The organism is Robertkochia flava, from assembly GCF_020166515.1.
GTDB classification, from domain to species: Bacteria; Bacteroidota; Bacteroidia; order Flavobacteriales; family Flavobacteriaceae; genus Robertkochia; species Robertkochia flava.
In genome coordinates this window covers 1-19,845 of sequence record NZ_JAINZT010000010.1, presented here as the reverse complement: position 1 = coordinate 19,845, position 19,845 = coordinate 1, and the positions used below count along the sequence as shown (strand labels likewise).

The 19,845-nt window shown below is 46.5% G+C and carries 18 protein-coding genes; 10 read left to right on the top strand and 8 right to left on the bottom strand.

Annotation, left to right across the window (positions count from 1 at the left end):
- Positions 1–326 precede the first annotated feature (326 nt).
- From K7R11_RS14960 to K7R11_RS14950, 3 genes are read right to left on the bottom strand one after another with little or no spacing between them, the layout of a single operon-like run.
- Positions 327–914, bottom strand: a complete 588-nt coding sequence (locus K7R11_RS14960; RefSeq protein WP_224491647.1) for a porin family protein — start codon at positions 912–914, stop codon at positions 327–329.
- Between the two features lie 55 nt (positions 915–969).
- Positions 970–1,923 carry a transketolase family protein gene (locus K7R11_RS14955; protein WP_224491646.1) on the bottom strand — a complete coding sequence of 318 codons (954 nt, stop codon included), beginning with the start codon at positions 1,921–1,923 and terminating at the stop codon, positions 970–972.
- A gap of 48 nt (positions 1,924–1,971) precedes the next feature.
- Entirely contained in the window at positions 1,972–2,817 is an 846-nt protein-coding gene (locus K7R11_RS14950) for a transketolase (protein WP_224491645.1), read from the bottom strand.
- 161 nt (positions 2,818–2,978) lie between these two features.
- Between K7R11_RS14950 and tgt the strand changes: the two genes are divergently transcribed.
- From tgt to K7R11_RS14910, 8 genes are all read left to right on the top strand, one after another.
- Complete coding sequence (tgt, locus tag K7R11_RS14945) at positions 2,979–4,109, top strand: tRNA guanosine(34) transglycosylase Tgt (RefSeq protein WP_224491644.1); 1,131 nt, start codon at positions 2,979–2,981, stop codon at positions 4,107–4,109.
- Between the two features lie 2 nt (positions 4,110–4,111).
- Positions 4,112–5,191: an LptF/LptG family permease gene (locus K7R11_RS14940; protein WP_224491643.1), complete on the top strand. Its 1,080-nt coding sequence runs from the start codon at positions 4,112–4,114 to the stop codon at positions 5,189–5,191.
- Entirely contained in the window at positions 5,178–6,080 is a 903-nt protein-coding gene (locus K7R11_RS14935; RefSeq protein WP_224491642.1) for a DMT family transporter, read from the top strand. Before K7R11_RS14940 ends, K7R11_RS14935 begins: the two co-directional genes overlap by 14 nt.
- A 47-nt stretch (positions 6,081–6,127) precedes the next feature.
- Positions 6,128–7,081 (top strand): acetyl-CoA carboxylase carboxyltransferase subunit alpha, encoded by a 954-nt coding sequence (locus K7R11_RS14930; protein WP_224491641.1) that lies wholly within the window; start codon positions 6,128–6,130, stop codon positions 7,079–7,081.
- A 168-nt stretch (positions 7,082–7,249) separates the two neighbouring features.
- Entirely contained in the window at positions 7,250–8,794 is a 1,545-nt protein-coding gene (gene dnaB, locus K7R11_RS14925; protein ID WP_224491640.1) for a replicative DNA helicase, read from the top strand.
- Entirely contained in the window at positions 8,775–10,184 is a 1,410-nt protein-coding gene (locus K7R11_RS14920; RefSeq protein WP_410528203.1) for an asparagine synthetase B, read from the top strand. The genes dnaB and K7R11_RS14920 overlap by 20 nt, the downstream gene beginning before the upstream one ends.
- Before the next feature lie 28 nt (positions 10,185–10,212).
- A complete protein-coding gene (locus K7R11_RS14915) occupies positions 10,213–11,952 on the top strand; it encodes a beta-N-acetylhexosaminidase (protein ID WP_224491639.1) in 1,740 nt (579 codons plus the stop codon).
- A 7-nt stretch (positions 11,953–11,959) separates the two neighbouring features.
- Positions 11,960–12,382 (top strand): secondary thiamine-phosphate synthase enzyme YjbQ, encoded by a 423-nt coding sequence (locus K7R11_RS14910; RefSeq protein ID WP_224491649.1) that lies wholly within the window; start codon positions 11,960–11,962, stop codon positions 12,380–12,382.
- Here the strand turns inward: K7R11_RS14910 and K7R11_RS14905 are convergent.
- The gene (locus K7R11_RS14905) at positions 12,379–13,188 is read right to left on the bottom strand and encodes an HAD family hydrolase (protein ID WP_224491638.1); all 810 of its coding nucleotides are present in this window, start codon (positions 13,186–13,188) and stop codon (positions 12,379–12,381) included. The two genes, K7R11_RS14910 and K7R11_RS14905, sit on opposite strands and share 4 nt — an antisense overlap.
- Positions 13,189–13,304: 116 nt before the next feature.
- Between K7R11_RS14905 and K7R11_RS14900 the strand changes: the two genes are divergently transcribed.
- Entirely contained in the window at positions 13,305–14,006 is a 702-nt protein-coding gene (locus K7R11_RS14900) for a cyclase family protein (RefSeq protein WP_224491637.1), read from the top strand.
- A 57-nt stretch (positions 14,007–14,063) separates the two neighbouring features.
- On the opposite strand, the gene rplT is transcribed toward K7R11_RS14900, so the two are convergent.
- From rplT to thrS, 4 genes are all read right to left on the bottom strand, one after another.
- Positions 14,064–14,408 carry a 50S ribosomal protein L20 gene (rplT, locus tag K7R11_RS14895; protein WP_224491636.1) on the bottom strand — a complete coding sequence of 115 codons (345 nt, stop codon included), beginning with the start codon at positions 14,406–14,408 and terminating at the stop codon, positions 14,064–14,066.
- A gap of 95 nt (positions 14,409–14,503) precedes the next feature.
- Positions 14,504–14,701, bottom strand: a complete 198-nt coding sequence (rpmI, locus tag K7R11_RS14890; RefSeq protein WP_224491635.1) for a 50S ribosomal protein L35 — start codon at positions 14,699–14,701, stop codon at positions 14,504–14,506.
- 50 nt (positions 14,702–14,751) lie between these two features.
- A complete protein-coding gene (gene infC, locus K7R11_RS14885) occupies positions 14,752–15,246 on the bottom strand; it encodes a translation initiation factor IF-3 (protein ID WP_224491648.1) in 495 nt (164 codons plus the stop codon).
- Positions 15,247–15,334: 88 nt separating this feature from the next.
- Positions 15,335–17,275, bottom strand: coding sequence for a threonine--tRNA ligase (gene thrS, locus K7R11_RS14880; RefSeq protein WP_224491634.1), 1,941 nt, complete (start codon positions 17,273–17,275; stop codon positions 15,335–15,337).
- Positions 17,276–17,478: 203 nt separating this feature from the next.
- Here thrS and K7R11_RS14875 point away from each other — a divergent pair, with 203 nt between their 5' ends.
- Positions 17,479–18,828 carry an aryl-sulfate sulfotransferase gene (locus K7R11_RS14875; protein WP_224491633.1) on the top strand — a complete coding sequence of 450 codons (1,350 nt, stop codon included), beginning with the start codon at positions 17,479–17,481 and terminating at the stop codon, positions 18,826–18,828.
- The last annotated feature ends 1,017 nt before the right edge of the window (positions 18,829–19,845 follow it).

Sequence of the window (19,845 nt, the reverse complement as noted above, 5' to 3'; positions counted from 1 at the left end):
CTTTCGAATTCACTGACCAATTGTTTTTTAAAATCCTCCGAATAATGACGGCTCTTACGGATCTTTCCAAGACTTGCTTTCATAGTTTTCCACGTTTAAGTGGTCAACCTATATCAGGGACGTACAACCATTCACCATTCACAATTCACCATTCACAATTCGCCATTCATCATTTATATTTCCTGCTCATATGGCAGTACTGTCATCCTTGTGTCTGCATAAAAAAGGACAGGATTCCAGGTTTCTGATAAAGCCTGGATTCCTGTCCTTCTCCCTAAGTTTTACGTCTTAAATCTTGACTCTTTCTTCTTGACTCTTTCTTCTCTTTAAAAAACGTCCAGCGATACGCTCAGGATAAACTGATTAGGCCTGGTGTCCACACGGCCGCTGCCCAGTACATCATCAGCAAATTGGGCTTCGTTATTCGAGAGTCCGCGCTCGTAGCGCAGGTCTACTCCCAGCTTGTCTCCAAGGTTTAAGCCGACCCCGAAATTAAGGCCTACAGAGAAGTCGTTCTCTACGTCTTCATAGGTGACATTGTCCAGGTCTGAATTGAGGACGTATTGGAAGGCCGGTCCTCCGAAGATGTGCAGGGGACCGATAAGGCGTAGCCCGACTAATACGGGAAGATCGATCTTTTGCATGTCGAAATCTGCACTGAAAAAGCTTCCTTCGTATTTTGAGTTGATGTGGGTATAGACCAGTTCAGGGCGTATGTAGAAGTCATGGCCGAACTTTCCCCAGAATCCAATATGGTAACCGGCTTTGGTATCGGCGCTCAGGTTGATTTCGCCCAGGTCGAGATCTCCACTGTTATTAAAATTCAAACCGCCTTTGATCCCAAATCCGGAGTTGGATTGACCAAAGGCGGTTAGTCCTGCCAAAAGGCAAATAATAAAAACAACTTTTTTCATGTTCATGCTTTTTTGAGTTTTCTGTGCTAATATAAACCCAAAAGAAGCATGAATATTATTTTCTGGCCATCACTTTTTTGGCAGCGGCAACAATGCTGGCGCTGTTAAGACCGTACTTATCCATAAGTTGTGCAGGAGTTCCACTTTCTCCAAAGGTGTCTTTAGTGGCAACAAATTCCTGTGGTGCAGGGTGGTGGGTGCTCAGGGTTCTGGCAACGCTCTCTCCCAGTCCGCCAAGGAAATTGTGCTCCTCTGCAGTAACAACGCAACCGGTTTTCGCTACCGACTTCAGGATCGCTTCTTCATCCAGCGGTTTGATGGTGTGGATGTTGATGATCTCTGCAGAGATCCCTGCCTCGGCAAGCTGTTCTCCGGCTTCAATGGCCTCCCAAACCAGGTGTCCGGTGGCGATAATGGTAACATCGGTACCTTCGTTAAGCATCACTGCTTTCCCGATTTCAAATTTCTGGTCTGCCGGAGTAAAATTAGGTACTGCCGGACGCCCGAAGCGCAGGTAAACAGGCCCTTCGTGTTCGGCAATGGCAATGGTGGCAGCCTTTGTCTGGTTGTAATCGCAGGTGTTGATCACAGTCATTCCGGGAAGCATTTTCATCAGTCCGATATCTTCGAGGATCTGGTGAGTGGCTCCGTCTTCCCCCAGGGTTAATCCGGCGTGGGAAGCACAGATCTTCACGTTCTTTCCGGAGTAAGCGATGCTCTGTCGGATCTGGTCATAAACCCTTCCTGTAGAGAAGTTCGCAAAGGTTCCGGTGAACGGGATCTTCCCGCCAATGGTTAATCCGGCAGCAAGGCCCATCATGTTGGCCTCTGCAATACCTGTCTGAAAGAAACGCTCCGGATTTTCATCCTTGAATTCGTCCATTTTAAGCGATCCGGTAAGGTCGGCGCACAGGGCAACCACCTTGTCGTTTGTTCTTCCCAATTCGGCAAGTCCGGCTCCGAATCCGCTCCTGGTATCAATCTTTTTTTCGAATGTATATTTTTTCATCTGTACTATCGTATCTCGTGGTTCTCTTTTGGAGATGGTTAAACAATTTTAGTAATCACCAAGGGTTTCAGGGTTCTGCTCCAGGGCGATGGCCAGCTGCTCGTCATTCGGAGCTTTTCCGTGCCATGCATGGGTGTGCATCATAAAGTCAACCCCGTTCCCCATCACGGTATGCATAAGCACAGCCACAGGCTTTCCGTTTCCGGTTCTGGTTTTAGCTTCCTGTAGTCCGGCGATCACTGCCTCCAGGTCATTACCTTCTTCGATCTCGAGAACATCCCATCCAAAGGCTTCGAACTTCGCGCGAAGATCTCCCAGGGGTAAAACCTCATCTGTAGAACCGTCGATCTGCTGTTTGTTGTAATCTACGGTAGCGATGATATTGTCTACCTTATTTGCAGCGGCATACATAATAGCTTCCCAGTTCTGACCTTCCTGAAGCTCTCCGTCTCCGTGTAAGCTGTAGATCAGATGGTTGTCATTGTTGAGTTTCTTGGCCAGGGCAGCACCCAAGGCTACAGACATTCCCTGTCCGAGGGAACCACTGGCAATGCGAATGCCCGGAAGTCCTTCATGGGTAGTAGGGTGTCCCTGCAGTCTGGAATTGATCAGTCTGAAGGTGTTCAGTTCCTCCACCGGGAAATATCCCCTTCTGGCTAAAACACTGTAATACACAGGTGAGATATGACCGTTGGAAAGAAAAAAGATATCTTCCCCGATTCCGTCCATGTCAAACCCTTCATTGAGCTCCATGACCTCGTTGTAAAGGGCCACAAAAAATTCGGTACATCCCAGGGATCCTCCGGGGTGACCTGAATTTACCTTGTGTACCATTCTAACAATATCCCTGCGAACCTGGGTTGCTAAATCCTTTAATTGTTGTGTGTCTGGCATTTGTATACGATAAAATTTATTTGCGGCAAAAATAACCCTTTACTTCCCTATGGCAAAGCAATCTTTTATTCTTTTTTAACCGACTTATTCACCGCATTTTCAGGCCCGAAATGGAAACTTAGCAGAATTGTTGATTATCTTTGCCACCCAAGATTTTTTTCATGCAATTTAAACGTATCGCAAACGATGTGGCCTCCCGGGCGAGGGCAGGGGAGATCACCACAGACCACGGCACCATTGAAACTCCGATTTTCATGCCTGTTGGCACCGCCGGCACCGTAAAAGGAGTGCACCAGCGGGAACTTACGGACGATATCAATCCGGATATCATTCTGGGAAACACCTATCACCTCTACCTCAGGCCCAAAACGGATATCCTTGAAAAGGCCGGAGGACTGCATAAATTTATGAACTGGGATCGCAATATCCTCACCGATAGTGGGGGGTACCAGGTGTATTCACTCTCGGCCAACAGGAAGATCAAGGAAGAAGGGGTGAAGTTCAAGAGTCATATCGATGGTTCTTATCACGTATTTACTCCTGAAAATGTAATGGATATCCAGCGCACCATCGGAGCCGATATCATTATGGCCTTTGACGAGTGTACGCCCTATCCCTGCGATTATCATTACGCAAAACGCAGCATGCACATGACCCATCGCTGGCTCGATCGCTGTATCAAACGCTTTAATGACACCCCTTCAAAATACGGGTATCAGCAAACGTTGTTTCCCATTGTTCAGGGGTCTACCTATAAGGACCTAAGAAAGCAGTCTGCTGAATATATTGCCAATGCAGGAGCACTGGGTAACGCCATCGGAGGATTGTCTGTAGGGGAGCCTGCCGAGGAGATGTATGCCATGACCGAGGTGGTTTGTGATATCCTGCCGGAGGAAAAACCGCGATACCTGATGGGGGTGGGAACGCCTATCAATATCCTTGAAAACATTGCCCTTGGGGTGGATATGTTTGATTGCGTGATGCCTACCCGAAATGCGAGAAACGGGATGCTGTTTACCGCCCACGGGACCATCAACATCAAGAATAAAAAATGGGAAGACGACTTTTCTCCTATAGACGAAATGGGAATCACCTATGTAGATACATACTATTCCAAGGCATATCTGAGGCATTTGTTTGCGGCCAATGAATACCTGGGCAAGCAAATTGCCACCATACACAACCTTGGTTTTTATTTGTGGTTGGTTCGTGAAGCCAGAAAACATATCTTAGCCGGAGATTTTTATCAGTGGAAGAATACCATGGTAAAACAAATGGATAAGCGTCTCTGATCGTGAAAATAATAGACCGTTACATATTAAAAAGGTATCTCCTTACCTTCTTTACCATGATCCTGTTGTTTATTCCTATAGGCATCATGGTAGACGTTTCGGAGAAGGTCGATAAGATGATCGCCAACCAGGCACCTGCAGCTGAGATCCTGCAGTATTATATCGATTTTACCTTTTACTTTGCCAACCTGCTTTTCCCGATATTCCTTTTTCTTTCGATTATCTGGTTTACCTCTAAGCTGGCCAATAATACGGAGGTGATCGCCATTTTAAGTTCGGGGATTTCCTTTACTCGATTTCTGAAACCGTACTTTATAGGAGCATCCATTATTGCGGTTTTTGCCTTTATGATGAGTATGTTCATCGTGCCTAATGCCAGTGAGGGGTATAATGACTTTCGGATCAAGTATCTGAAGGGTGGTCGGGATAAAGACCGGGAAACCAATAACATTTTCAACCAGATCAGCGATAACGAATACGTTTATGTAAGCAGTTTCAGGCCGATCACCCAGACGGGTTATAATTTTACCCTGGAACACTTTGAGGGCACGGAACTTAAGTATAAGATCCAGGCCAGTAGTATTCGTTGGGTGGAAGACGACAGTGTATTCCGACTGGCCTCCTATAAAAAAAGGATCGTAGGCCCGGAGAACGATATTTTTGAGTCGAAGGCCCGTCACGATACCCTTTTCAATTTTAATCTCGACGACCTTACTCCGGTTTCCTATGTGGCAGAGACCAAGAACCTTTTTGAACTGAATAAGTTTATTGAGGAGGAACGAAAGAAGGGGTCGCCAAATATCAATCGTTACCTGGTGGTAAAATATAAACGTTGGAGTCTTCCGATCTCTGCTTTTATCCTTACCATTATTGCGGTAGCGGTTTCTTCAATGAAGCGCAGGGGGGGCATGGGAGTTAACCTGGCCCTGGGGATCGCCCTGGCCTTTATCTTTATCTTCTTTGATAAGGTTTTCGCCATAATGGCCGAGCAGTCGAATTTTTCTCCATTGCTGGCTGTGGCCCTGCCTAATATCATATTTGCCTTTATCGCATTTTATATGTTGCAGAATGCTAAACGATAAGCTTAAGAATTACCTCCACCTGCATCTCATTGTTTTTATCTGGGGGTTCACAGCGGTCCTGGGGGCCCTGATTTCTATTGATGCCATTCCACTGGTTTGGTACCGCATGGGCCTGGCGGTATTTTTCGTGAGCTTGTACATTGCCTGGAACCGTTTTGATATGCGGGTGCCGAGACGGGTCTTATGGACCATGATCTTTGCCGGTGGTACCATCGCCTTACACTGGATCACCTTTTTTATGGCCATTAAAGTATCTAATGTGTCGGTAACCCTGGCCACGGTATCCACCGGTGCCTTTTTTACAGCCATTCTGGAACCGCTGTGGTACCGAAGAAAATTTATCTGGTACGAACTGGTGTTTGGCTTGCTGGTCATCGCGGGGCTCGCAGTGATCTTCAGGGTAGAGACGCGCTATGTTAACGGAATACTACTGGCATTGGCCTCGGCCCTGCTCTCTTCGGTTTTCTCGCTGATCAATGGGAGACTGGCTCAGCAATACCGTCCCTCTGTGGTTTCATTTTACGAGTTGGGTAGTGGGGTAGGATTCATTAGCATTTACCTTTTGGCTACCGGTGCATTTAAAGCTTCTTTTTTTACCCTTAGCACCAACGACTGGATATTTCTGCTGATCCTTTCTAGCGTGTGCACCGCTTACGCATTTATCGTATCGGTTAAGGTGATGAAATACATAAGTCCGTATACCGTCATGTTAACCATTAATATGGAGCCCGTATACGGCATCCTGCTGGCCTTTTTTATTTTAGGAGCTGATGAACAGATGAGTCCGGCCTTTTACCTGGGTGCACTCATCATATTAAGTACGGTAGTGGCCAACGGAATTCTTAAGAATTCGATCAAAAGAAAAGCAGCGATAAAAGGGGCAGAATAACATAAAGTTTTATATTTGTAGCCCTGATAAACCTTCAAAACAGACTCATGGAGTATTTAGATTTTGAGTTACCAATCAAAGAACTCGAGGAACAACTTGAGAAATGTAAAGTACTGGGTGAAGAAAGTGAAGTAGATGTTACAGACACCTGTGCTCAGATCGAGAAGAAACTGGAAAAGACCAAAAAAGATATTTATAAAAACCTTTCTGCATGGCAGCGGGTGCAATTGTCTAGACACCCCTCCAGGCCTTATACCCTGGACTATGTGAGAGCCTTGTGCGGGGACACCTTCCTGGAGCTTCACGGCGATCGTAATGTGAAGGATGACAAGGCCATGATCGGAGGACTGGGGAAGATCGGAGATCAGACCTATATGTTCATCGGTCAGCAAAAGGGGTATAATACCAAAACCCGTCAATACCGGAATTTCGGAATGGCTAATCCTGAGGGATATCGCAAGGCCTTGCGGCTGATGAAAATGGCTGAGAAATTCGGTATTCCCGTAGTTTCGCTTATCGATACCCCCGGAGCGTATCCAGGCATTGAGGCAGAAGAGCGTGGCCAGGGAGAAGCTATTGCACGAAATATTCTGGAAATGACCAGACTTAAGGTGCCTATCATTGTGCTTATCATTGGTGAAGGTGCCTCCGGTGGAGCCCTGGGTATCGGGGTCGGAGACCGCGTACTGATGTTGGAGAATACCTGGTATTCTGTGATCTCTCCGGAATCCTGCTCTTCTATCCTTTGGAGAAGCTGGGAATATAAGGAGCAGGCAGCCGATGCGCTTAAGCTTACGGCTAAGGATATGAAAAAACTTCACCTTGTTGACGATATTATTAAAGAACCTCTCGGAGGGGCACATGCCGACAGGGAGACTACTTTTAAAACCGTTGAGAAGGAAATTTCCAAGGTCTACGAAGAATTAAAGAAATTAACACCCGAAGCGCTGGTGGAACAGCGAATGAATAAATATGCCACTATGGGGGTGTATAAAGGGTAGTCCTTTGTTTAAAAGATGTACTGGGAAAACCGAAGTCTTCACTTCGGTTTTTTTTACCTTTATTAACAAGAAAATCAAGTTATTAACAGTCAAATTGTTGATGAGCAGTGAACAAAGTAGCGTCTTGTTTTCTGCTCTGTTCCCCTTCAATTAATTACTTTCGTTGCTATGGAAAAAGTAAACCCAATCCCCGGTATGAAGGTTAATAAATCGAGTATTATTAACCTGGAAAAGGGCAAAATGCCGCCGCAGGCGCTTGATCTGGAGGAAGCTGTGATAGGGGCCATGATGATCGATAAGAAGGGAATCGACGAGGTGATCGATATCCTGCATCCGGATGTGTTTTACAAAGAGGCGCATCAGCATATCTTTGAGGCCATCGTGCAGTTGTTCGAATCGTCAGAGCCGATCGACTTATTAACAGTTTCAACACGATTAAAGCAAAACGGCAGGCTGGACCGGATTGGGGGCGATTTTTACCTGATCCAGCTTACCAAAAAAATATCGTCTTCGGCCCACATTGAGTACCACGCCAGGATCATCTTACAGAAATACATTCAAAGAAGCCTGATCAAGATCTCTAACGAGATCATCGAAGAGGCTTATGATGAAACCACAGATGTATTTGACCTGCTGGATGATGCAGAAGCCAAATTTTACGAGGTTACCCAGGGGAATATTAAAAAATCTGCAGAAACGGCTCAGAGCCTTGTAATGCAGGCGAAGAAAAAGATCGAGGAGATCTCTAACAAAGAGGGGTTAAGTGGTATCCCGACAGGTTTTGATAAACTCGATAAGCTCACCTCCGGTTGGCAACCTTCTGACCTTATTATCGTAGCGGCTCGTCCGGGTATGGGTAAAACCGCCCTGACCCTGTCTATGGCGAGAAATATTGCGGTGGATTCCAAAATTCCCGTCGCTTTCTTTTCCCTGGAGATGGCATCGGTGCAGTTGATCACCCGTTTGATCTCATCCGAAACCGGACTGTCTTCAGAAAAACTCAGAACAGGAAAGCTTGAAAAGCACGAATGGGAACAGTTGAATGTAAAGGTGAAAAACCTCGAGTCTGCTCCGCTTTTTATCGATGATACCCCCTCACTCTCCATCTTTGACCTCAGGGCAAAGGCCAGGCGTCTGGCTTCCCAGCATGGGATCCGGATGATCATTATTGACTACCTTCAGCTGATGACTGCCGGGGGGACCCAAAAAGGAGGGAACCGGGAACAGGAGATCTCGACCATTTCGCGGAACCTGAAGGCATTGGCCAAGGAACTTAACGTTCCGGTAATTGCCCTTTCTCAGCTTTCCAGGGCCGTAGAGACCAGGGGGGGGAGTAAGCGTCCGCTGCTTTCTGACCTTCGGGAATCGGGAGCGATCGAGCAGGATGCGGATATTGTATCCTTTATCTATCGTCCTGAATATTATAAGATCGAAGAGTGGGATGATGAAGAACGTAGCCCGACTGCAGGGCAGGCCGAGTTTATTGTGGCCAAGCACCGTAATGGTGGACTTGAAAATATTAGGTTAAAATTCCTTGGACACCTCGGTAAATTTGATAATTTAGAGGAGTTTGATACGCCTTTCGAATTCCAGTCTAAAATGAATTCTGGAGAAGAAAGCCCGTTCTCGACCAAAGACCTGCCGAGTGCAGATGAAGCCTTTGGGAGTTCTATGAATAATGAATTTAATCCGGATGACGACGTACCGTTCTAAAAATTACCTTCCAGAAGACTGCTTAACGGCAGGGAAGTGGATTTTTGGAGCAATTGTTCATCCGAACAAAAATAACAGAGGCACGATGTCTTCCCCCGGGAAAGACGATCGTGCCTTTTTCTTTTCATACCTGCGTTATTTTCTACTGGTAATTTTCCTGTGTGCTTTTACCCTGGCCAAAGCATCGTTCATATTAGTGCCCATGGATGCCGAAGGGCAGGAAAATCACCTGAAGGCCTATGGGATTACGTACTGGGTGCTGGAGAAGAACAATAAGGTAAAATGGCTGCTCAATTACAGGGGAGGTGCATTCTTGCTTCCTGATAAAGAGGAGATCCGAAGGGAGTGCCAGATTCGGGGGGTAACTTTTGAAGTACTGTCTGATGGAGCTGCTTCCGGTATCCTTGATGAAATTAGCAGTCCCAGCAGAAACCAGGATGCCGTAGTGCTGGAAAAGGCACCGAAGATAGCGGTGTATTCCCCCAAGGGTAACCAGCCCTGGGACGATGCGGTAACCATGGTGCTTACCTATGCTGAGATCCCATACGATGTGGTCTATGATAAGGAATTGCTTTCCGATGGATTGTTGTTATATGACTGGCTGCATTTGCATCATGAGGACTTTACCGGACAGTTCGGTAAATTCTACGGGGCATATCGAACCGCTCCCTGGTATATCGAAGACAAAAGACAGGCAGAAGAACTGGCTGCTTCTCTTGGGTATGATAAGGTGTCGGATGAGAAACTCGCCGTGGCCTTGAAGATCAGGGATTATGTTATAGGGGGAGGTTTTATGTTCGCCATGTGTTCGGCTACAGACAGTTTTGATATAGCCCTCTCTGCCGAAGGTGTGGATATTTGTGAACCTATGTTCGATGGGGATCCCTCAGATCCCGGGTATCAGAATAAACTCAATTTTGACAACACCTTCGCGTTTACCAACTTTACCCTGGAACGCAATCCAAATGCTTATGAATTCTCTTCCATAGATATGACCGCAAAGCGGCCTACTGTACAAAGGGAAACAGATTACTTTACCCTGATGGAGTTCTCCGCCAAATGGGACCCCGTACCCACCATGCTCTGCCAGAATCATACGGCCATTGTTAAAGGGTTTATGGGGCAAACCACCAGTTATGATCCGGCCAATATTAAACCAACCATCCTGGTACTTGCTGAAAACAAGGTTAACGGAGAGGCCCGGTATATTCACGGAATTAAAGGAAAGGGGTTCTTTACTTTTTACGGCGGGCATGACCCGGAAGACTATCAGCACCGGGTGGGGGATCCTAAAACAGAATTGGAATTGCATCCTACTTCTCCCGGCTACCGTTTGATCCTTAATAACGTGCTTTTTCCGGCAGCCCGGAAGAAGAAGCAAAAAACCTGATCCGGAAAACTTAACTCTTATTCAAACCATGAAACGAAATATATTCCCTCATCTTGCTTTGGCCTTTTTCACGCTTTTAACAAGTATTTCCTGTAAAAATCCTTATACAGATGTGGTCAATCATGAAAAGGATTACCGAATTGTTCCCCGTCCCGTAAAACTAACCCCTGCTTCAGGTCGGTTGGTTTTTAAAAATGAAGTGCTTATTGTGGCGGATGCGGAGGCCATGGCAGAGGCAGAATATCTCAGGGCACTGTTAGCAGAATTACTTCCAGGAACAGCGGTGAAGCTCAGGGCAACAGCAGATAACTCCCCGGGAACTATACTCCTGCGGATCCTGGAAGATCCGGATGGAGCAGAGGAAAGCTATAAATTACATGTAAATGCAGAATTTGCCGAGATCACTGCAAACACTTCAAAAGGTATATTTTACGGGATACAATCTCTACGTCAATTGTTAGCATTACCCGGAAGTATGGAGGAGATCCCCTATGCAAGTATTCCGGCGGTAAGCATGGAGGATACTCCCCGTTTTGCATATCGGGGCATGCATTTGGATGTGGCCCGTCATTTTCAACCGGTATCCTTTGTCAAAAAATATATCGATCTGCTGGCTATGCATAAGCTCAATACCTTTCACTGGCACTTAACCGAGGATCAGGGTTGGCGGATAGAGATCAAAAAATACCCGAAACTAACCGAAATCGGTGCCTGGCGTAATGGTACAGTAGAGGGGAAATTACCATGGACAAATAACGATAATGTACGTTACGGTGGATTCTATACCCAGGAGGAGGTCAGGGAAGTGGTTGCCTATGCTGCAGCACGGCATATCACCATAATTCCCGAGATCGAACTGCCGGGGCACAGTAGCGCAGCCATTGCATCTTACCCGCAATTAAGTTGTTTCCCGGAGGAGCCCACTACCCCGAATCGAGGGGTTTTATCAGAAAAAAGCAAGGAGCTGCAGGCAAACGGTCAGGTGAAATTGGTTTATGAAGAATGGGGGGTAACCGATGATGTGTATTGTGCAGGGAAGGAATCAACTTTTGAATTTATCACCGGAGTACTCGATGAGGTAGTGGAGTTGTTTCCTTCTGCCTATATCCATATCGGAGGAGATGAATGTCCGAAGGGCAACTGGGAAAGGTGTGCGCAGTGTCAGAACAGAATGAAAGAAGAGGGCTTGTCTGATGCGCATGAACTTCAGAGTTATTTTATTGAGAGGGTGGAAGCCTATCTCAACACAAAAGGCAGAAATATCATCGGATGGGATGAAATTCTGGAGGGCGGACTGGCTCCCAACGCGACAGTGATGTACTGGCGTTCCTGGGATGAGCATAAGGCTGTAATAACAGCAGCATCCGAAGGCCATGATGTGATCATGACGCCCAATTCCCATTTCTATTTTGATCATTACCAGGCTGACCCGGACACCGAACCGGATGCTATCTGTTGCCTGTCTTCGGTAGAAAAGGTGTATCACTATGATCCGGTACCGGAGGTGATCACAAAAATGGGACTCGAAGACCGGATCGTTGGGGCCCAGGCCAATGTGTGGACAGAATATATGAAATCGCTGGACTATGTGGAATATATGTTGCTACCCAGGCTATCCGCGCTTTCGGAAGTGCTTTGGACTCCGGAGTCTAAAAAGGATTATGAGAATTTTGTATTCAGGTTGGAGGCAATGAGGGAGTTGTACGACAAGCATGGATATCATTATGCCAAACATGTGTTTGAGACAACTTCAGTAAAAAGTGAATAAGAGCGACATGAAGATCATTCAGAAAGAATTAGTGTTACCCTCTTTTCCCAGGGGGTTTCATCTGATAACCCTGGATCTCCTTCAGGAATTACCGGAAATTAAACAGATTCGTACGGGAATACTCCATGTTTTCATCAAGCACACCTCTGCAAGTTTATGTATTAATGAAAATGCAGATCCTACGGTGCGTACAGATTTTGAATCGCATTTTAATGTCATGGTTCCCGAGGGTGCTCCCTATTATATTCATACTTATGAGGGGCCCGATGATATGCCGGCCCATATCAAGGCGGCACTATTGGGAAACGCCCTGAATATTCCGGTATCCGAAGGAAAACTTAACCTGGGGACCTGGCAGGGGGTATATCTCTGTGAGCATCGGAATTACGGGGGAGCCAGGCGTTTGGTATTAACCCTTCAGGGAATCTAGGCAGAGGTCTTTGCCTGGAGCAGCAGTTCCAGGATGGATTCCTCCCCTTCCTCATCATTGCTTTGGGTGGTATACCTGGCAATCTCTTTTACATTAGGGTGGGCATTTTGCATGGCATAACTAAAATAGCCCTGTTCCAGCATTTCCAGGTCATTGTTATAATCGCCGAAAACCATTGTTTCTTCCATGCCTATGCCCATATGGGCCTGGATAAGTTTTACGGCCCTGCCCTTATTGGCGTCGGGGTGGGAGATGTCTACCCAGTGCTTCCCTGAAACCTTTACCAGCAGGTCTCCGTTTAATTCCTCCACATGTGGATAGACGTGCTTTTCGGAATCTTCCTGATGGTAGATCGCCACTTTCATGATCTCGGAGGGATCTACCTGGCTCAGGTCTCTGGTGATCTCAAATTGATGATAATACTCCCTGAAGATGTCAATAAAATTCGGGTCATCGTTTTCAATGAAGGCACCGTTCTTACCGCATAATATGATTTCGGCGTTGTTAAGCGGACGCACCTTTTCAATGATTTTACTGAGGTGTTTTGCCGGCAATCCGGTAAAGAGGAGTTCTTCCTGAGCGTTTCGGGCCATGCCCCCGTTTTCGGCCACTATGGTGATCTGGTCTGAAATGCGTTCCAGTTTATGCCTGATACTGTGATACTGACGCCCGCTCGCGGCAACAAAATGGACATGATCTTTCAGGCCGTGATACAATTCAAAAAATCGTTCACTCACCTGGCCTCTGGAGTTAAGCAGGGTCCCGTCCATATCACTTACTACCAGTCTCACCTTATCTAATTGCATATTAAGCCGTATTTTTCTGCAAAAATAGGCAGGAGAAAGACGGAATTCGTTAATACTATGTTATTTTAACACCATGTAAACAGCATGGAAAATCCTGCTTTGATCCTAATAATGATATGGAAATTATTGATCTCAGTATGCCTTTATATGCGGGTATGCCTGTACATAAATCTCAACCTCCGGTACAAATAAGTGTTCACGCCACTCATGAGCAGTGGGATGGAGATGATGATGCTTCAACACGTACTCCTTCTTCGCTTCATTTATCCATGGGAGAGCATACCGGTACCCATGTAGACGCGATAAATCATATGGGTAGGGAATATGCTGACGCCAGTATAGACCGCATGAGCCTGGAGCGGTTTTACACCATGGGGTGTTGTTTAGACCTCTCGCATAAACCTGCCGGAACCTTAATTACCGAAGCAGACCTGGTGCTGGCCGAAAAGCGACTTCATTTCCCTATAGAAAAAGGGGAGACGGTGCTGATTTATACAGATCACTACAGAAGGCACTTTAGTAGTGAACAGTGGGCAAATGGTCCCGGGCTTAGTGTTGAGGCTACCCGTTGGCTTGGGAACCGGAAAATAGCAGCATTTGGAGTGGAGACCATGTCTCCGGGTATTCCGGGGTTATCCAATAAAGCGGTGCATCAGATCTGCGGAGAACTGGATTTCACCCATTATGAAAATCTGATCAATTTACATCTTTTAGCTACCCGTCAGCGGTTTCGGTTTATAGGGCTCCCCCTGCCCATCAAAGGGGGTACGGGTTCACCTGTCAGGGCAGTTGCGGTATTTGAAGATAATGGAAATTAAAAAAGGTCCGGAGAACCGGACCTTTTTTTATAAGCGCGAAAATATGTGGTTAAACGTTTACTTTACTTTCTCAACGATTGCTTTGAACGCCTCAGGGTGGTTCATGGCCAGATCGGCAAGAACCTTACGGTTCAGCTCGATATCATTGGCTTTAACTTTACCCATGAATTGTGAATAAGACATCCCGTGCAATCTGGCACCTGCATTAATACGGGTGATCCAAAGGGCTCTGAAGGATCTCTTTTTGTTTCTACGGTCTCTGTAAGCATAGGTCATTGCTTTTTCAACCGCATTCTTGGCAACCGTCCAAACGTTTTTACGTCTACCGTAGTAGCCTTTAGCTTGCTTCATCACCTTTTTTCTACGGGCTCTGGAAGCGACAGAATTTACTGATCTTGGCATAATTTTAAATTTTTTGTAGCAGGCGCTCAGATGAACTGAGACTTTTTATTTGGCCTGACTCCAGGGTTAAACAATTTAATGAACCGAAGGAACGGTTACTTCAAACGTAGTTGTTCCTTGATGTTTGACTCATCTGCCTTGTGAACAAGGGTGGTATGAGTAAGTGCAAGCTTACGCTTTTTAGACTTCTTGGTTAAGATGTGACTTTTAAAAGCGTGCTTTCTCTTAATTTTACCGGTACCGGTAAGCTTGAATCGCTTTTTGGCACTGGATTTAGTTTTCATTTTAGGCATAATTCCTAATATTTATCTATGATCGCGCTTATGCTGTGTTAATGGGATCCTTATTTGGTTTTCTTGGGAGCGATGAACATGGTCATTCGCTTTCCTTCCAATTTTGGCATCTGCTCCACCTTTCCTAAGTCTTCCAGTTCGGAAGCGAGTTTAAGCAGCAGGATCTCACCTTTATCCTTGTACACGATAGAACGTCCTTTGAAGAATACATAGGCCTTTAATTTGGAGCCTTCCTTCAGGAACTTCTCTGCGTGTTTTTTCTTGAAATCGTAATCGTGGTCATCTGTATTCGGGCCAAAACGGATCTCCTTTACAGTAACCTTGGAGGCTTTGGCCTTCATGGCTTTCTCCCGCTTCTTTTGTTCGTACAAGAATTTCTTGTAATCGAGAATTTTACAAACGGGTGGCTTGGCATTCGGTGAGATCTCCACAAGATCTAACCCCTGTTCCTCAGCCATGGCTAAAGCCTTTTTAGTAGGGTATACGTCCATTTCGACGTTGTCTCCTACCAATCGTACTTCGGGTACACGAATCTCCTTATTGATTCGATGTGGGTTCTTAATTTCTCTTCGTGGCGTATTTCGCCGGAATCTTTTAATTGCTATGGCTTAATAATTTTAGTTAAACTTTCTTTTAAAACGACTTTAATGTACGACTGATTTCTGAATTAATCAAATTGACAAATTCCTCCATCTTAATACTCCCAAGGTCTTCGCCTCCATGTTTACGAACAGCGATCGTACCTTCCTTCTCTTCATTCTCACCAACAATGATCATGTAAGGGATCTTGTTCATTTCCGCTTCCCGGATTTTCTTTCCAATCGTCTCGTTCCTGTTGTCGACAAGGGCGCGAATTTCGTTATTTTCTAATAAATTTAAAACTTTTTGAGCGTAATTTTCATATTTCTCACTGATAGACAGGATTATAGCCTGCTCTGGCATGAGCCAAAGTGGGAAATTCCCCGCGGTATGCTCTAAAAGGATGGCAACAAAACGCTCCATACTTCCAAAAGGGGCCCGGTGAATCATCACAGGGCGGTGGTGTTTATCATCGCTGCCTATATAGGAGAGGTCGAAGCGCTCAGGAAGGTTGTAATCTACCTGTATGGTTCCCAGCTGCCAGCTTCTGCCGAGTGCATCTTTCACCATAAAATCAAGTTTTGGGCCGTAAAATGCCGCTTCCCCGGTTTCTATAACGAAATTGAGTCCCTTTTCCTTTGCAGCATTGATGATCGCCTGTTCCGCTTTTTCCCAGTTTTCGGTGCTTCCGATATATTTATCCGGGTTTTCAGGATCTCTGAGGGATACCTGAGCAGTGAAATTTTCGAAGCCAAGAGATCCGAAAACATACAGTACAAGATCGATCACATTTTTAAATTCCTGGTCTAACTGATCCGGGGTACAGAAAATATGTGCGTCATCCTGGGTGAACCCTCTAACCCGGGTTAAACCATGCAGCTCTCCGCTTTGTTCGTAACGGAAAACGGTACCGAACTCGGCATATCGCTTGGGTAATTCCTTATAACTCCATGGTCGGGAGTTGAAGATCTCACAGTGGTGAGGACAGTTCATAGGCTTAAGCAGGAACTCTTCGTCTTCCTTAGGAGTGCGAATAGGCTGAAAGCTGTCTTCTCCGTATTTGGCGTAATGCCCGGAGGTTACATAAAGTTCCTTCTGTCCGATATGCGGGGATACTACCTGTTCGTATCCGGCTTTCTTTTGTGCTTTTTTGAGGAAGTTTTCCAGTCGCTCTCTGAGCGCGGCGCCCTTTGGCAGCCATAGCGGAAGGCCTTGGCCTACCTTTTGAGAAAAAGTGAATAATTCCAGTTCTTTCCCCAGCTTTCTGTGGTCGCGTTTTTTCGCCTCCTCCAGCAGTTCCAGGTATTCTTTAAGGTCTTTTTGTTTCGGGAATGAAATTCCATAAACCCTGGTAAGTTGGGGTTTGTTCTCATCCCCTCTCCAGTAAGCTCCCGCAACCGATAATAGTTTGACTGCTTTTACCACTCCGGTGTTCGGAAGGTGCCCCCCGCGACAGAGGTCGGTAAAGGTATCGTGGTCGCAAAAGGTGATCTCACCGTCTTCCAGGTTTTCTATAAGTTCAACCTTGAATGGGTTTTCTTGTTGCTTGTAAAAGTCAAGAGCGTCGGCCTTGCTCACTTCCCGCATTTTAAAATCGTGTTTTCCACGGGCGATCTCCAGCATTCGGGCTTCGATCTTTGGGAAATCCTTTTCAGAAATGCTGTGTTCTCCGAAATCCACATCGTAATAAAATCCGTTATCGATGGCCGGACCAATGGTCAGGTTCACGCCCGGGTAAAGTTCTTCCAGGGCCTGGGCCATAATGTGAGAAGTGGAGTGCCAGAAGGTTTTCTTTCCCTCGTCGTCATTCCAGGTATACAGTACCAGATCGCCGTCTGTGGTCAGTGGGGTGGATACTTCAACCTTTCTTCCATTGAAGTTTGCTGAAATAACGTTTCGGGCCAATCCCTGGCTTATGCTCATCGCAACATCCATGGGGGTGCTGTTCTTTTCGAACTCCTTCACTGAGCCATCTGGTAATGTGATCTTGATCATTTCTGTTACTGTATATTTAATATGGGTTGCAAAGATAATAGACTCTGCCTACGCGTACAATAGCAGACGGCTTAAATAGTTCGGTCTTTGAAGGTATATTCATGTTAATATTGTTTTATATTTAAGCCAGGTAATCATTCGGAATTCTGCAGCCTGCCGCGAAAGAGAAAGTGAACCCAGGAATTCCCGTAATAATAATGGATATGAAAAGAACCTCAAGCTATGTTTACGCCCTCTTTATGCTGCTGCTCTTTGTTGCATGCAGCAAGGACGAAGCAACTCCTGATGCGGATGCCGGCACGCCCCCGACCGAGAACCCGGGCGATGATACCGGTGGCGATAATGGAGGAACCGGCACCGATGAGACTTATGGTGTTCTGGTTAATGCGAAAAGTAAGCGGCAAGATGGCTACGTCCTGGTGAACGATCCAGGTAATAACCGTGTCTATATAATGGATAAGGATAATGGTACTGCTGCAGTAGAGTGGGAGCTGCCCTTTCATCTGGGTAATGATGCCAAGCTTTTGGAGAACGGAAGTCTGTTGGTATCTATGAGAGCACCCTCCCCGGCATTCAATTTCGGGGGCTTTGGCGGGAAGATCGCCCTTATTGACGCGAATAAGAGTCAGGTGTGGAATATTGACCTGGCATCTGAAGAACTGATCGCCCACCACGATGTAGTGCCCTTGCCTAATGGGAATGTACTGACCATGCTCTGGGAGAAAACGGGATCCGATCTGGCTGCTACCCTGGGGTATACCGGTCAACAACAGGCGGTATACACGGAGTCGCTTGTGGAGATAGATCCGGGAAGCGGGGAAGTTGTCTGGAAATGGGATTCAAGAGATCATCTTGTGCAGGATACAGATCCGGAGCTGCCGTATTACGGTGCCGTGGCGGAAGCTCCGGGGAAGATTGATATTAACTACCGGGACGAAGTGGTTACCACCAACCTGGATAACGGAGACCTTATGCACGCCAATGCTGTGGTTTATGATGCGGCGAATGACCTTATATATATGTCTGTAAATTATTTCAGCGAGGTTTGGGTGATCGACCATAGTACAACCTCACAGGAGGCTGCAGCTGCTTTGGGTGGAAATATGGGTAAGGGAGGAGACCTGGTGTACAGGTTCGGAAACCCTGAGGCTTACGATAATCCACAGGGCGATCGGCTTTTTTTTAATAATCACTCTCCCCGGTTTGTACCCGGCACCGACCATATGCTGGTTTTCGTGAATGGTAATCAGAACGGGGGTCCGTCTGTGGTCTATGAACTTGACCTGCCAAATGACCTGGCTTTGCAGCCCGGTACAGATAATGAACCCGCTGTAGTATGGGAGTTCTCTCATCCGGATATGTATTCGCCTAAGGTTTCTGGGGCGCAGCGGCTGCCGAACGGCAATACCCTGATCGCTATTGGTACCTATGGGTACTGGGAAGTGACTCCGGATAAGGAAGTGGTTTGGCAATTCAGGGAACAGGGATTCTTCTGGAGGGGGTATCATATTGATGTAAATGATCCTGCGCTGGATCTTCTTGGGGTGAATTAAGTGTTCAGGTCGGTAAAAGGTGTTTGCTGCGCTATGGCGGATAGGCCGATAGGTGAATAGGCAAATAGGTAAAGGTGTAAAGTCGTGAAGTTGTAAAGGAGTAGAGGAGCGAAGTAGCGAAGTAGCAAATTTACCTGCCGGTAGGCATGGGAGCAAAGTCGTGAACTACATTATAATGAGTAATCTCCCTTTTCCCGTCTCCCTTCTCCCGACTCCCTTCTCCCGCGTCTCGCATCACTCATCCCGCATCACTCATCTCGCATCACTCATCTCGCATCACTCATCTCGCATCACTCATCTCGCATCACTCATCTCGCATCACTTATCTCGCATCACTCATCTCGCCTCCCGACTCCCGACCTACCGTGCTTCGCACAGGCAGGCAAGCTCCCGACTCCCGCATCTCGAACTTATGGGTCTATTGGTGAATAGGTGAATAGGTAAATAGGTAAATGGGTAAATGGGTAAATGGGTAAATGGGTAAATGGGTAAATGGGTAAATGGGTAAATGGGTAAATGGGTAAATGGGTAAGGAGGTAAAGGAGCGAAGTAGCAAATTTACCTGCCGGTAGGCATGGGAGCAAAGTCTTGAACTAAACTATATGGAGTAATCTCCCTTTTCCCGTCTCCCTTCTCCCGACTCCCTTCTCCCGCGTCCCGCATCTCACATCACTCATCTCACATCCCGCATCACTCATCTCGCATCACTCATCTCGCCTCCCTGTCTCCCTGTCTCCCTGCCTCCCTGCCTCCCGACCTACCGTTCTTCGCACAGGCAGGCAAGCTCCCGACTTACGACTCCCTACTCCCTTCTCCCGACTCCCGTACCTCCGTACCTCCGTACCTCCGTACCCCTGCCTGCGGCAGGCAGGCTCGTAACCTCATAACCCCCAACCGCTTACCAAAAACTTTCAAAAATTAACATTCAAAAGCTTGGAGGGAAACAAAAACCCGTCTTATATTTGCACCCGCTTTGAACAACAAGGCACCTTGTAAGAGGGGCAGTTTGGAGCGAAA

Bases quoted from the DNA above. Each gene is read 5' to 3' on its own strand.
- dnaB (WP_224491640.1), top strand. From the start codon at position 7,250: ATGGAAAAAGTAAACCCAATCCCCGGTATGAAGGTTAATAAATCGAGT.
- K7R11_RS14950 (WP_224491645.1), bottom strand. From the start codon at position 2,817: ATGCCAGACACACAACAATTAAAGGATTTAGCAACCCAGGTTCGCAGG.
- K7R11_RS14935 (WP_224491642.1), top strand. From the start codon at position 5,178: ATGCTAAACGATAAGCTTAAGAATTACCTCCACCTGCATCTCATTGTT.
- rplT (WP_224491636.1), bottom strand. From the start codon at position 14,408: ATGCCAAGATCAGTAAATTCTGTCGCTTCCAGAGCCCGTAGAAAAAAG.
- K7R11_RS14930 (WP_224491641.1), top strand. From the start codon at position 6,128: ATGGAGTATTTAGATTTTGAGTTACCAATCAAAGAACTCGAGGAACAA.
- K7R11_RS14875 (WP_224491633.1), top strand. From the start codon at position 17,479: ATGAAAAGAACCTCAAGCTATGTTTACGCCCTCTTTATGCTGCTGCTC.
- K7R11_RS14915 (WP_224491639.1), top strand. From the start codon at position 10,213: ATGAAACGAAATATATTCCCTCATCTTGCTTTGGCCTTTTTCACGCTT.
- thrS (WP_224491634.1), bottom strand. From the start codon at position 17,275: ATGATCAAGATCACATTACCAGATGGCTCAGTGAAGGAGTTCGAAAAG.
- tgt (WP_224491644.1), top strand. From the start codon at position 2,979: ATGCAATTTAAACGTATCGCAAACGATGTGGCCTCCCGGGCGAGGGCA.
- K7R11_RS14910 (WP_224491649.1), top strand. From the start codon at position 11,960: ATGAAGATCATTCAGAAAGAATTAGTGTTACCCTCTTTTCCCAGGGGG.
- K7R11_RS14900 (WP_224491637.1), top strand. From the start codon at position 13,305: ATGGAAATTATTGATCTCAGTATGCCTTTATATGCGGGTATGCCTGTA.
- K7R11_RS14955 (WP_224491646.1), bottom strand. From the start codon at position 1,923: ATGAAAAAATATACATTCGAAAAAAAGATTGATACCAGGAGCGGATTC.
- K7R11_RS14960 (WP_224491647.1), bottom strand. From the start codon at position 914: ATGAAAAAAGTTGTTTTTATTATTTGCCTTTTGGCAGGACTAACCGCC.
- K7R11_RS14905 (WP_224491638.1), bottom strand. From the start codon at position 13,188: ATGCAATTAGATAAGGTGAGACTGGTAGTAAGTGATATGGACGGGACC.
- rpmI (WP_224491635.1), bottom strand. From the start codon at position 14,701: ATGCCTAAAATGAAAACTAAATCCAGTGCCAAAAAGCGATTCAAGCTT.
- K7R11_RS14920 (WP_410528203.1), top strand. From the start codon at position 8,775: ATGACGACGTACCGTTCTAAAAATTACCTTCCAGAAGACTGCTTAACG.